Source organism: Frigoribacterium sp. PvP032 (assembly GCF_017833035.1).
In the GTDB taxonomy this organism is placed as follows: domain Bacteria; phylum Actinomycetota; class Actinomycetes; order Actinomycetales; family Microbacteriaceae; genus Frigoribacterium.
Genome location: NZ_JAFIBM010000001.1, coordinates 1,822,169 through 1,834,389 on the forward strand (window position 1 = coordinate 1,822,169; position 12,221 = coordinate 1,834,389).

The 12,221-nt window shown below is 72.8% G+C and carries 13 protein-coding genes; 9 read left to right on the forward strand and 4 right to left on the reverse strand.

From position 1 onward, the window contains the following. Positions 1-298 precede the first annotated feature (298 nt). Positions 299-961: a trimeric intracellular cation channel family protein gene (locus tag JOE35_RS08380; RefSeq protein WP_209560714.1), complete on the reverse strand. Its 663-nt coding sequence runs from the start codon at positions 959-961 to the stop codon at positions 299-301. A gap of 34 nt (positions 962-995) precedes the next feature. Between JOE35_RS08380 and recO the strand changes: the two genes are divergently transcribed. Next, complete coding sequence (recO, locus tag JOE35_RS08385) at positions 996-1,763, forward strand: DNA repair protein RecO (RefSeq protein ID WP_209560715.1); 768 nt, start codon at positions 996-998, stop codon at positions 1,761-1,763. Then, positions 1,760-2,635: an isoprenyl transferase gene (locus JOE35_RS08390; protein ID WP_209560716.1), complete on the forward strand. Its 876-nt coding sequence runs from the start codon at positions 1,760-1,762 to the stop codon at positions 2,633-2,635. The genes recO and JOE35_RS08390 overlap by 4 nt, the downstream gene beginning before the upstream one ends. Here JOE35_RS08390 and JOE35_RS08395 read toward each other — a convergent pair. Together JOE35_RS08395 and JOE35_RS08400 are read right to left on the reverse strand one after the other, a co-directional pair. Beyond that, positions 2,632-3,297, reverse strand: a complete 666-nt coding sequence (locus tag JOE35_RS08395) for a hypothetical protein (protein WP_209560717.1) — start codon at positions 3,295-3,297, stop codon at positions 2,632-2,634. The genes JOE35_RS08390 and JOE35_RS08395 overlap by 4 nt on opposite strands. Before the next feature lie 33 nt (positions 3,298-3,330). Further along, entirely contained in the window at positions 3,331-4,317 is a 987-nt protein-coding gene (locus JOE35_RS08400) for a LysR family transcriptional regulator (protein WP_245186077.1), read from the reverse strand. An 81-nt stretch (positions 4,318-4,398) separates the two neighbouring features. On the opposite strand from JOE35_RS08400, the gene JOE35_RS08405 reads away from it, so the two are divergent. From JOE35_RS08405 to JOE35_RS08425, 5 genes are all read left to right on the forward strand, one after another. Beyond that, on the forward strand, positions 4,399-5,463 hold the full coding sequence (locus JOE35_RS08405; protein WP_209560719.1) for an aminotransferase class V-fold PLP-dependent enzyme: 1,065 nt from the start codon (positions 4,399-4,401) through the stop codon (positions 5,461-5,463). A 114-nt stretch (positions 5,464-5,577) separates the two neighbouring features. Beyond that, positions 5,578-6,963 (forward strand): glycine--tRNA ligase, encoded by a 1,386-nt coding sequence (locus tag JOE35_RS08410; RefSeq protein WP_209560720.1) that lies wholly within the window; start codon positions 5,578-5,580, stop codon positions 6,961-6,963. A 381-nt stretch (positions 6,964-7,344) separates the two neighbouring features. Then, entirely contained in the window at positions 7,345-8,310 is a 966-nt protein-coding gene (locus JOE35_RS08415) for a hypothetical protein (protein ID WP_209560721.1), read from the forward strand. Further along, the gene (locus JOE35_RS08420) at positions 8,307-9,011 is read left to right on the forward strand and encodes a DsbA family protein (protein ID WP_209560722.1); all 705 of its coding nucleotides are present in this window, start codon (positions 8,307-8,309) and stop codon (positions 9,009-9,011) included. Before JOE35_RS08415 ends, JOE35_RS08420 begins: the two co-directional genes overlap by 4 nt. Next, positions 9,008-9,175 (forward strand): hypothetical protein, encoded by a 168-nt coding sequence (locus JOE35_RS08425; RefSeq protein WP_209560723.1) that lies wholly within the window; start codon positions 9,008-9,010, stop codon positions 9,173-9,175. The genes JOE35_RS08420 and JOE35_RS08425 overlap by 4 nt, the downstream gene beginning before the upstream one ends. On the opposite strand, the gene JOE35_RS08430 is transcribed toward JOE35_RS08425, so the two are convergent. Continuing rightward, complete coding sequence (locus JOE35_RS08430) at positions 9,165-9,698, reverse strand: aminoacyl-tRNA deacylase (RefSeq protein ID WP_209560724.1); 534 nt, start codon at positions 9,696-9,698, stop codon at positions 9,165-9,167. The two genes, JOE35_RS08425 and JOE35_RS08430, sit on opposite strands and share 11 nt — an antisense overlap. A 15-nt stretch (positions 9,699-9,713) precedes the next feature. Here JOE35_RS08430 and dusB point away from each other — a divergent pair, with 15 nt between their 5' ends. Together dusB and JOE35_RS08440 are read left to right on the forward strand one after the other, a co-directional pair. Continuing rightward, on the forward strand, positions 9,714-10,871 hold the full coding sequence (dusB, locus tag JOE35_RS08435; RefSeq protein ID WP_209560725.1) for a tRNA dihydrouridine synthase DusB: 1,158 nt from the start codon (positions 9,714-9,716) through the stop codon (positions 10,869-10,871). A 77-nt stretch (positions 10,872-10,948) separates the two neighbouring features. Next, positions 10,949-12,220 (forward strand): deoxyguanosinetriphosphate triphosphohydrolase, encoded by a 1,272-nt coding sequence (locus JOE35_RS08440; RefSeq protein ID WP_307802998.1) that lies wholly within the window; start codon positions 10,949-10,951, stop codon positions 12,218-12,220. The last annotated feature ends 1 nt before the right edge of the window (position 12,221 follow it).

Below are 12,221 nucleotides of genomic sequence, written 5' to 3' on the forward strand. Positions count from 1 at the left end.
CGCCGCTGGCCCGTCCGGTGGCGGCCGGGCATCGTGTCGGCAACTCCTGAAGCGTGCCCGGTCGCGCGCACGGACGGCCGCGAGCGGCGACAGCGCCGTCGCACCCGTCAGGAGTTGCCGACGTGGGCCAGCGCGGGTGACCTCGTGTCGGCAACTTGTGACGCGTGCGCGGCCGGGTCTGCGCGCGCCCCGTCCCAGCGGCTGCGCCGGCGCACCGGCCAGGAGTTGCCGACACGGATCCTGCCTGCACGCGCACCGGGGCGCGCGGTGCGCGGCAGCCCGCCCAGCTGGCGAGACGTCAGCGCGGCCGGCGCCAGCGCGGCAACCGGCTGAGGGCGCGCTGCTCAGGCAGCGTCCAGCCGAAGCGCACGGCGAGCAGTCGGATCACCAGGGTCACCGACGTCCCGATGATGGCCGACAGCGCAACCGGTGCGCCGACCGACACGAGCACGACGAGCACGACGGTCCCCGCGGCGGCGGCCACCGCGTACAGCGACCCGACGTGCATCATCGCGATCGTCAAGTTCATCAGCAGGTCGCGCAGCACCGAGCCCCCGACCGCGGAGATCACCCCCACGAACACGGCGGGGATCTCGGGCAGCCCGAGCGCCAGTGCCTTCGTCGAGCCGATCGCGCCGAAGAGGCCGATCGTGAGCGCGTCCAGGGCGGTGATCAGGCCCGCCAGTCGGTGGAACAGGCGCTGCAGGGCCATCCCCACGAGCGCGGCGCCCACCGCGACGACGAGGTACCAGTTGCTCGACATCGCCCGCGGCACCTGTCCGAGCAGGACGTCACGCAAGATCCCGCCGCCGAGCCCGGTGGCGATGCCGATGATGGCCACTCCGAGCAGGTCGAGACGCCGGTCCTTGAACTCGGAGGCGAACATAGCGCCCTGCAAGCTCCCGACCCCGACGGCGAGGAGGTCGGCCCAGAGGGGGATCGCGAAGGCCGTGGCGTGCATCCTGCACTTGTACCACGCGTGGGATCATGGCCGAGTGCCCGTGTACCGAGATGAATGCGTCGTCCTGCGCACCCACAAGCTGGGTGAGGCCGATCGCATCCTCACCATGCTCAGCCGCCAGCACGGCAAGATCCGGGCCGTCGCCAAGGGGGTCCGACGCACGGGCTCGAAGTTCGGCTCCCGACTCGAGCCGATGATGGTGGCCGACGTGCAGCTCTACGAGGGGCGGTCGCTCGACATCGTGACGCAGGCCGAGTCGCTCGGTTCGTACGGCGCCCTGATCGCGGCCGACTACGCGAGCTACACGGCCGGCAGTGTCATGGTCGAGACGGCCGACAAGCTGACCGACGCCGAGGCAGGCCTCCAGCAGTACCTCCTCCTCGTCGGTGCCCTCCGGTCGCTGAGCCGTCGTGAGCACGCGCCCCAGCTGACCCTCGACTCGTACCTGCTCCGTGCCCTGAGCATCGCCGGTTGGTCGCCGAGCTTCGGCGACTGCGCCGTCTCGGGCGCCCCGGGTCCGCACTCGGCCTTCGTGGTCCAGCTCGGGGGAGTGGTGGCCGACGAGCACGCGCCTCCCGGTGCTCCGCGGCTCGCGCCTCCTGCCCTCGGCCTGCTGTCTGCGCTGCTGACCGGCGACTGGGAGGCGGCCGACGCGACCCCCGACGCGACCCGCAACCAGGCGAGCGGCGTCGTGGCCGCGTACACGCAGTGGCACCTCGAGCGCGGCTTGAGATCGCTCCAGCACATCGACCGAGAGCCCGGCCGGGCGCTGCCCGCCGCCGCCAGGGAAGGCACCCCGTGAAGAAGACCCACCGCGACGCCGTCGACTGGCGTCCCGTCGACTGGACGGGCATCTACCCGCCAGAGCTGCCCCGGGGCGCCGTCCCCGAGCACGTCGCGATCGTCATGGACGGCAACGGGCGGTGGGCGAACGCCAGGGGCCTGTCCCGCGTCGAGGGCCACAAGCAGGGCGAGGCCTCGTTGCTCGACGTCGTCGCCGGGGCCATCCAGCTCGGCGTGAAGCACCTCAGCGTCTACGCCTTCTCGACCGAGAACTGGAAGCGCTCGCCCGACGAGGTGAAGTTCCTGATGGGCTTCAACCGCGACGTCCTGCACAGGAGGCGCGACCAGCTGAACGCCTGGGGCGTGCGCGTCCGCTGGGCAGGCCGCAAGCCGCGCCTCTGGGGCTCGGTGATCAGGGAGCTGCAGTACGCCGAGGAGCTCACCCGGGACAACGACGTGCTGACCCTCACGATGTGCGTCAACTACGGCGGCCGCACCGAGATCGCCGACGCGGTCCGCGCCATCGCAGAGGACGTGGCGGCCGGCCGGGTCAAGCCGTCCGGCGTCAGCGAGAAGCTCATCCAGCGCCACCTGTACGCGCCCGAGCTGCCCGACGTCGACCTCTTCGTCCGCAGCTCGGGCGAGCAGCGGACGAGCAACTTCATGCTGTGGCAGTCGGCCTATGCCGAGATGGTGTTCCTCGACCGGCTCTGGCCGGACTTCACCAGGTCCGACCTGTGGGAGGCGGTCGTCACCTACGCGAGGCGCTCTCGCCGGTTCGGCGGGGCGGTCGACGCCCCCACGTCCTCGGCGATCGACACAGTCGACGCCGTCGACGGCAGCGGCACGGGCGGTAGCGGCGGCACCGGCGGCAACGGCGGCACCGCCTAGAACTGGATGTTCGCGCCGAGGAAGATCCGTTCGGCGGGCCAGAGGAACTGCAGCGTCAGCGGCCCGTCCGCAGGCCGGTGGAACCAGGCGTTGGCGAACACGGCGGACTCGCCCGGCAGCAGGTACCAGGTCGCCGTGTCGGCCGGGAAGGCCGACTCGAGCGAGGTCGAGTAGCCCGCGTCAGTCAGCAGGTCCTGCCCGGCGAACACGTCCTGCTGGGCGAGGTCGTTGCCGTAGGCCGAGTAGTCAGCGCTCAGGTCTGTCAGGTCGAGCCGACGCTGCGAGTTGTTGGCGAGCACGTAGGCGGTCGCCTCGACGGTGGTGCCGGCCGGGTACGGGTCGCTGCCGTCGGGCCGGGCGTAGATGGAGGGGGCCGTCGTCGTCAGCGTGCCGACGCTGTACACGTAGATCGTCAGGTCCTTGTAGTTGACCTGGTTGAGGAGCGTGCCGCCCGGGGCCAGCTCGTCAGGCGAGGCGCCGCCCGTGCCGGGCGCGCCCGTCACCTGGGGCTGCGGCACCTGGGTGGCCGCACCGCTCGGCGCCGTGCCGGGCTCGGAGCTGTCCTGGCCCACGGGCTGGAGGGTCGTGAGGTCGGGGAAGCAGGCCGTCAGGCCCACCAGCACGACCGCGGCGAGGCCAGCGGCGGTCAGTCGTCTTCTCACGGAGCGTGCACCTTCCCGAGTCGTCGGGTCAGCCTAGCTCGGACGACCGACGGCAGCCTCGCCGTTGCTCTCGCCCGCGACCTCGACGCTCACTGCCTCGAGGCCGTGCCGGCCCGGCAGCACCCCGGCCACCGCCTCCGTCAGGACACGGATGCTCGGCACGCGCCGGGCCCCGCGACGGTGCGCGACGGCGATCACCCGCGAGACGGCCGGGGGCAGGGTGACGACCCGCACCTCCTCGGGGATCGCCGCCGACTGCAGGGAGAGGCCCGGCAGCAGCGCGATGCCGAGGCCGGCCGCGACGAGGCCGAGCACGGCGAGCGCGTTGTCGGTCTCGAGGACGACGTCCGGCGCGAAGTCCGCCGCGGCGCAGGTCGTGAGCAGGTGCCCGCGGCAGCGTGGGCAGCCGCCGATCCAGCGCTCGGAGCGCAGGGTGCCGAAGTCGTCGCCCTCGGCGAACGGGTGCGTGCGCGGCAGCACGAGCACGGTGCGGTCGACGAAGAGCGGGGCCTCGGGGAGCGACTCGGGCGCCCCCTCCCTGTCGGTCGCAGCTCGCCCCGCATGGCGGAACACGAGCGCGGCGTCCACGGCTCCGTCGCGCAGCAGCACGAGCGCCTCGGGCGGCTCCGCCTCGACGTAGTCGACCTGCAGGCCGGGGTGGCTGGCGCGCAGCCGCGACAGCACGTCGGGCACGAGGGTCGAGGAGGCGCTGGGGAAGCCCGCGAGCCGCACCCGTCCCGAGGTGGCACCGCCGAGGTGGTCGAGCTCCTGGCGAGCCGCGTCGAGGGCGGCCTGCACGTGCACTGCGTGATCGGCGAGGCGCTGCCCTGCCTCCGTGAGCTCGACCCCGCGACCTGCGCGGAGCAGCAGCGGGTGCCCCATGCGAGCCTCGGCACGCCGCAGGTGCTGGCTGAGGGCGGGCTGGCTGTAGCCCAGCTCGGCGGCCGCGGCGGTCACGGTGCCGGTGTCGGCGACCGCGCGCACGATGCGGAGGGTCAGCAGATCGAGGTCGTCGGTCATCCACGAACCATAACTCGGCGTTATGGCATGCGTCACCATCCTGGTCTTGTCGTACCGCGGTGCCCGGCCCACTCTGGTGCGATGACCGAGACCAGCAGCACCCTGACCGTCGAGGAGGCGGCCACCCGCTTCGCCCCCGGCACCGGCTACCTCGCCCCGTGCACCATGGGCCTGCCCCTGGCCGAGACGCTCGCGGCCCAGCGCGACGACCTCGACCGCTGGACCACCGGCTCGCGTTCGCCCGTCGCCTACGGCGACGTCGTCGAGCGCGCGAGGTCGTCGTACGCGCGACTGGTGGGCGTGCCCGTCACGAGCGTCGCGATCGGCTCACAGACCTCGGCCATGGTCGCCGTCGTGGCCGCCGCCGCTCCGGACGGTGCCGAGGTCGTGTGCGTCGACGGGGACTTCAGCTCGGTCGTCTACCCGTTCCTGCAGCAGGCGCACCGGGGCGTGACGGTCCGGAGCGTCCCCGTCGACGAGCTCGCCGAGGCCGTCGGGCCCGGAACGTGGTGCGTCGCGTGGTCGGCGGTGCAGTCCGCGACCGGCGTCGTGGCCGACGACGCGCGGATCCGCGCCGCGGCCGCCGCCCACGGCGTCCTCACCGTCTGCGACGTGACGCAGGCCGCGGGCGTCCTCCCGGTCGACGCCTCCTCCTGGGACGTCTCGGTCGGGCACGCGTACAAGTGGCTGTGCTGCCCCCGCGGCGCGGCCTTCATGACGCTGTCCGCGCGTGCCCTCGCCGAGCTGCGGCCCGTCCAGGCAGGCTGGTACGCGGGCGACTCCGTCTGGTCGTCCTGCTACGGGCCCGCGATGCAGCTCGCCCACGACGCCCGCGCCTTCGACGTCTCGCCCGCCTGGCCCGCCTGGCCGGGTGCCGCCGCCGCCCTCGAGACCTTCGCCCGGCTCGACCCGGCCGAGACCTGGGCGCACGCCAGCGGGCTGGGCGACGAGCTCTGCCGCAGGCTCGACCTGCCCGAGCAGCACCAGGCGATCGTCACCTGGGCCGACGTCGACGGCCGTGCCGCGACGGCGATGGGGGAGGCGGGCCTCACGGTCTCCGCACGGGCCGGTCGCGTGCGCGTGGCCTTCCACCTCTGGAACACGAGCGAGGACGTGGAGGCGGTCGTCGCCTCCCTGGCGCGGTGACCGGGGCGTCATGGGTGCCGGGGCGGGGCGGGCGAGGTCGCCCGCGCGGCTAGAGTTGCCGGGTACCTCGACCGCCGGGCCCCGCGCCCGGACCGATCCTCTGGAGCACACCCCGTGGCAGCACCCAACCGTCTCGATTCCGTCATCGCCCTGGCCAAGCGCCGCGGGTTCGTCTTCCAGTCGGGCGAGATCTACGGGGGCTCGCGGTCGGCCTGGGACTACGGCCCGCTCGGCGTCGCGCTCAAGGAGAACATCAAGCGCCAGTGGTGGCAGACCATGGTGCAGGGCCGCGACGACGTCGTCGGGCTCGACTCCGCGGTCATCCTGCCCCGCCAGGTGTGGGAGGCGTCCGGGCACGTCGAGGTCTTCAGCGATCCCCTCGTCGAGTCGCTGCACACCCACAAGCGCTACCGCGCCGACCACCTCCTCGAGGCCTACGAGGCCAAGCACGGCCACCCGCCCGAGAACGGCCTCGCCGACGTGCGCGACCCCGAGACCGGCCAGCCCGGCTCGTGGACCGAGCCGCAGAACTTCTCCGGCCTGCTCAAGACGTTCCTCGGGCCGGTGGACAACGATCAGGGCATGGCGTACCTGCGACCCGAGACGGCCCAGGGCATCTTCACGAACTTCGACAACGTCCTGCAGTCGTCGCGCATCAAGCCGCCGTTCGGCATCGGCCAGATCGGCAAGAGCTTCCGCAACGAGATCACGCCCGGCAACTTCATCTTCCGCACGCGCGAGTTCGAGCAGATGGAGATGGAGTTCTTCGTCGAGCCCGGCAGCGACGAGGAGTGGCACCAGTACTGGATCGACGCCCGGTTCCAGTGGTACGTCGACCTCGGCATCGACCCCGAGAACCTGCGTCTCTACGAGCACGCGGCCGAGAAGCTCTCGCACTACTCGAAGCGCACCGTCGACATCGAGTACCGGTTCCGCTTCGCGGGCGGCGAGTTCGGCGAGCTCGAGGGCGTCGCGAACCGCACCGACTACGACCTCAAGACGCACGCCGCCGCCTCCGGCAAAGACCTGTCGTACTTCGACCAGGCGAAGAACGAGCGCTGGACGCCGTACGTGATCGAGCCCGCGGCCGGGCTCACCCGGTCGCTGATGGCTTTCCTCGTCGACGCGTACACCGAGGACGAGGCGCCCAACGCGAAGGGCGGCGTCGACAAGCGCACCGTGCTCAAGCTCGACCGTCGCCTGGCGCCGATCAAGGTCGCCGTGCTGCCCCTCAGCCGCAACGAGCAGCTGTCGCCGATGGCCCGCGGCCTCGCCGCCGACCTGCGCAAGTACTGGAACATCGACTTCGACGACGCCGGCGCCATCGGCCGCCGGTACCGCCGCCAGGACGAGATCGGCACGCCGTTCTGCGTCACGGTCGACTTCGACTCGCTCGAGGACGACGCGGTGACGGTCCGCGAGCGCGACACGATGGAGCAGCAGCGGATGCCCCTGACTGCGCTGCGCGGGTACCTCGCGGAGCAGCTGCTCGGCGCGTAGCGCCCGTCGAGCCGCCCGGGCCGCCCGGGTCGCCCGTCCGGGTCCGGTGCTGGTGCATCGGGCCCGCCCGCCCGCCGGCCCGGCCCAGCCCCGCCCCGCCCCGCCGCGCGCGTGCCTCCGCCTGCCCGCCGGACCCGAGGTCGGTCGGCAACTCCTGATCCGGGTCGGGTGCCCACGCGGCGGCGGGTCTGAGCCGCAGCGACGACTCCGCGGTGCAGGAGTTGCCGACGCCCCGGGGCACTAGGACGAGCGGCGGGCGGGCGGAGGGGCTGCACCGGGCGGCAGCCGTCGGGCCTCCACGGTGTCGCGTCCTGAGCACGGTGTCCCCAGGCGGAGCGACGGACGCTGCGGCTCGTGCTCCCGCACGGGCAGGGTCGGGGGATGACGACGATCCGAGAGCTGGTGGCCGCGGCCGGCGGCCTGCTGCACAAGCGCGACCTCGTCGGCCACGGCGCCACCGACAGACACCTCACGGCTGCGGTGCGGGCTCTGGACGTCCGGCGTCCGAGGCGCGGGTGGTACTCGACCTGGCCGTCCACCGACCCGAGGTTCGTCGCGGTCGCGGTCGGAGGGAGGCTGACCGGGGCAGCCGCGCTCGCTCTCCTGGGCGCGTGGGCCTGGGATCGCCGTCCACCCGACGTCGTCGTCTCCGTGCCGCGCAGCGCATCGCGTCTGAGGCGCCGCGTCGGCGTGCGCGTCGTGTGGGACGGAGGGGACGTGGTCGATCGGGGCGGCAGCGCGACCGTGGACGCCCGCGACGCACTGGCTCGCGCCGTGGTCGAGGCGCCCGGCTTCGAGGACGCGGTGATCCTGGCCGACTGGGCCCGTTACGTCGAGCTGATCACCGAGGGGGACGACCGGGCCGTCCTCGGGCGGCACCGTGCGGACGCGTCCGGGCTGGCCGACTGGAGCGACGTCGGCGCTCAGAGCATCCTCGAGAGCGCGGCGGGCACCCGGCTGCGCCTGGCCGGCCGTCTCGTCGAACGGCAGGTGATCGTCGGCCCGCGGGGCGAGGCCGTCGACCACGTCGTCGACGGCACGGCGTCCCTCGAGACGGACGGCCGAGAGCACCACGCTGACCGGTTCGAGAACGACCGGCGGAAGGACCTCCTGACGATCGCGGCGGGATTCGTGCCGTGCCGGGCCAGCTACCGACAGGTACGCGAGAGCTGGTCGACGGTGCAGGACGCGGTCGACCAGCTCGTGAGGCTCGCCGGCGGACCGCCGCCCCGCGCCCGTCCCGAGGCTCGCCTCCCGCGACTGCTGGGCCCGCGGGGCAGACGCCGCTGGAGGCTGGGGCCCCAGCCGGGAATGCCGCGCCCCCACGCGGACTTGGCCCTGTCGTGACCGACACGACCACCACCGCCTCCTCGCCCGTCTCCGCCACGCCGATCAAGGTCGACGTGTGGAGCGACATCGCCTGCCCTTGGTGCTACATCGGCAAGCGCAAGTTCGAGGACGCTGCGGCGCGCTTCGACGGCGAGGTCGAGGTCGAGTACCACTCGTTCGAGCTGTCGCCCGACACCCCGGTCGACTTCGAGGGCGACGAGGTCGACTTCCTCGCGAAGCACAAGGGGATGCCGGCCGACCAGGTGCGCGGCATGCTCGACCACGTCACGGGCATCGCGGCCGAGGTCGGACTGGACTACGACTTCGGCTCGCTGCACCACACGAACACCGTGAAGGCGCACCAGCTGCTGCACTTCGCGAAGGCGCGGGGCCTCCAGCTGGAGATGACCGAGCGTGTGCTCGCCGCCTACTTCGTCGAGGGCCGGCACGTCGGTCGCACGGCCGACCTCGCGGATCTCGCGGCAGAGCTGGGGCTCGACCGGGACGAGGTCGTTGCCTCGCTCGAGTCCGACGAGCACCTCGCCGACGTGCGTGCCGACCAGCAGCAGGCGCAGTCGTTCGGGATCACGGGCGTGCCCTTCTTCGTCCTCGAGGGCAAGTACGGCATCTCCGGCGCGCAGGCGCCCGAGGCGTTCCTCGGCGCCCTGCAGCAGGTGCAGTCCGAGCTGGCCGCGGCCGAGACGGACGCCCTCCGATGAGCCCGTTCGCCATGCTCGGCGACGCGGACGCACTCGCGTGCGAGGGCGACTCGTGCCTGCTGCCGGCAGTGGTCGCCACCGTCGGCGCCCTGACCCCGAGCGGGCCGCCGACCGCCGATCCGATCGACGCAGACCCTGCCCAGGAGGCGGCGGTCAGTCGCTGATGTCCGCCACAGTCGCCGAGTACGCCTCGATCAGGTCGTCAGCCTCGACGAACGCGCTCAGACCGTGCCCGCCGGCTCCCATGGCCACTCGTCGACCGACGATGCGCTCGTCGGCGACCACGGGCCACGGCGTGGAGCTGCCGATCGGCGTGATGGTGCCGCGCTCGAAGCCCGTGGCGTCGAGGGCGACCTCGGCGGCCGGCATCGACAGCTTGTTCACGCCGACCACGGTCCGCAGCTTGCGCCATGAGATCTGCCGGTCTCCGGGGACGAGCGCGAACAGGAACGACCCGTCGTGCCGCTTGACCACGAGGCTCTTGACGACGGACGAGGGGTCGACCCCCAGCAGCGAGGCCGCCTCCTCGAGGCTGTCGGCCGCCGGTCGGGCGACGATCTCGACGTCGAGGCCACGTGCCGCCGCGTCGGCGAGGAGCCGCCGCGTGCCTGGCCCCTGCACCTCTCCCGGTGCCACGGCACCCTCCACAGGCGACTCGTCGGAGGATGTCGATGCAGGGCCGCTCATGGGAGAATCGTACCGATGACCACCACCACCCTGCCCTCCCGCGGCCTCTCGATCGGACCGATCGACGTGGCCTCGCCCGTCGTCCTCGCGCCGATGGCCGGGATCACCAACACGGCCTACCGCCGCCTGTGCCGCGAGCACGGGGCGGGCCTGTACGTCAGCGAGATGATCACGAGCCGCGCCCTCGTCGAGCGCACCCCCGAGTCGATGCGGCTGATCACGCACCACGAGAGCGAGACGCCGCGCAGCATCCAGCTCTACGGCGTCGAGCCGAACACCGTCGCCGAGGCGGTGACCATGCTCGTCGCCGAGGACCGCGCGGATCACATCGACCTCAACTTCGGCTGCCCCGTGGCCAAGGTCACGCGGCGCGGCGGGGGAGCAGCACTGCCCTGGAAGATCGGGCTGTTCCGGGAGGTCGTCGAGCGGGCCGTCAAGGCCGCGGGCGACGTGCCGCTGACGGTCAAGATGCGCAAGGGCATCGACGACGAGCACCTCACCTACCTCGAGGCGGGCCGCGCGGCCGAGGGAGCCGGCGTCGCGAGCGTCGCCCTGCACGCCCGCACCGCCTCCGAGTACTACTCGGGCCAGGCCGACTGGTCGGCCATCGAGAAGCTTAAGCAGACGGTCACGAGCGTGCCGGTCCTCGGCAACGGCGACATCTGGTCCGCGGCGGACGCGCTCCGCATGGTCGACGAGACGGGCTGCGACGGCGTCGTCGTCGGGCGGGGCTGCCTCGGGCGGCCCTGGCTGTTCGGCGACCTCGCGGCCGCCTTCCGCGGCGAGGAGCAGAAGGCCGAGCCGACCCTGGGCGAGGTGGCGACGTCGTTCCGGCGGCACGCCGAGCTGCTGGTCGAGTTCTACGACGGCGACGAGCCGCACGCCTGCCGAGACATCCGCAAGCACGTCGCGTGGTACTTCAAGGGCTACCCCGTGGGCGGCGACACGCGCGCCGCACTGGCCGCCGTCGAGTCGCTGCAGCAGATGGACGACCTGCTCGCGACCCTCGACGCCGACCAGCCCTACCCGGGCGACGCCGCGGAGGGGCCGAGAGGTCGTGCCGGCAGCCCGAAGCGGCCGTCGCTGCCCGACCGCTGGCTCGAGAGCCGCGAGCTCGACGAGGCGTTCCGCGGCGAGCTGGTCGCGGCCGAGCTGCACCACAGCGGGGGCTGAGGCGTGCCTGCTGCCCCGTCGTCCGTCCGTCGCACCTCCCTGAACTCCTCCTTCCCCGCCAGCCCGAGAGGCCCCCGGTGACCACTGCCTCCCTGCACGGCGTCGGCGTCGACTACGCCCCCGCCGACTCCGAGCGCTGGCTGCCCGAGCAGCACTCGAACCGTCGGAGCGACTTCGCCCGCGACCGCGCGCGTCTGCTGCACTCGAGCGCCCTGCGCCGCCTCGCCGCGAAGACGCAGGTGCTGAGCCCGACCGCGGGCCTCGACTTCGCCCGCAACCGCCTGACGCACTCGCTCGAGGTGGCGCAGGTCGGTCGCGAGCTCGCGACGAGCCTCGGGCTCGACCCCGATGTGGTCGACACCGCATGCCTGGCGCACGACCTCGGCCACCCGCCGTTCGGGCACAACGGCGAGCGGGCTCTCAACGAGTGGGCCTCGGGGATCGGGGGCTTCGAGGGCAACGCCCAGACCCTCCGGCTGCTCACGCGCATCGAGCCCAAGGTCATCGACGCGACGGGGCGCAGCTTCGGCCTGAACCTCACCCGGGCGAGCCTCGACGCGAGCTGCAAGTACCCGTGGCCGACGGCGCAGGGCGTCCCCGACCCAGGCGGGCGCATGAAGTTCGGCTTCTACGACGACGACACCGCCGCCTTCGAGTGGCTGCGGGCGGGCGCGCCTCGCCGCCGCCGGTGCATCGAGGCCCAGGTGATGGACCTCTCCGACGACATCGCCTACTCGGTGCACGACTTCGAGGACGCCGTCGTGAACGGCTACGTCGACGTGTCGAGCCTCGGATCGCCAGAGGGCCACGAGGCGCTGGTCACGGCGATGCACGCCTGGGTCGGCGGCGAGCTGAGCCGGGACGAGCTCGAGGAGGCCTTCGACCGCCTCCGGCGCCAGCCCTTCTGGCTCCGCTCCTACGACGGCGGCCGTCTCGACCAGGCCCGCCTCAAGAACCTCACGAGCCAGCTGATCGGCCGCTTCGCCGGCTCGGCCACGCAGTCCACGCGCGAGTCGTACGCCGAGCAGTCGCTCATCCGATTCAGCGCCAGCATGGTCATCTCGCCCGACGTCATCGGCGAGATCGCCGTGCTGAAGGGCATCACTGCCGCCTTCGTGATGACCCAGGGGCACCGGCAGCCGATCTACGAGCGCCAGCGAGAGGTGCTGACGACCTTGTCCGACGCGCTCTGGGCGGCGGGCGACTCCGAGCTCGACCCGGGGTTCCGGGCCGACTGGGCCGTCGCCGACGACGACGACGGCAGGAGGCGCGTGGTCGTCGACCAGGTCGCCTCCCTGACCGACCAGAGTGCGGTCAGCTGGCACGACCGCCTCGTCGGCGCGCGATGAC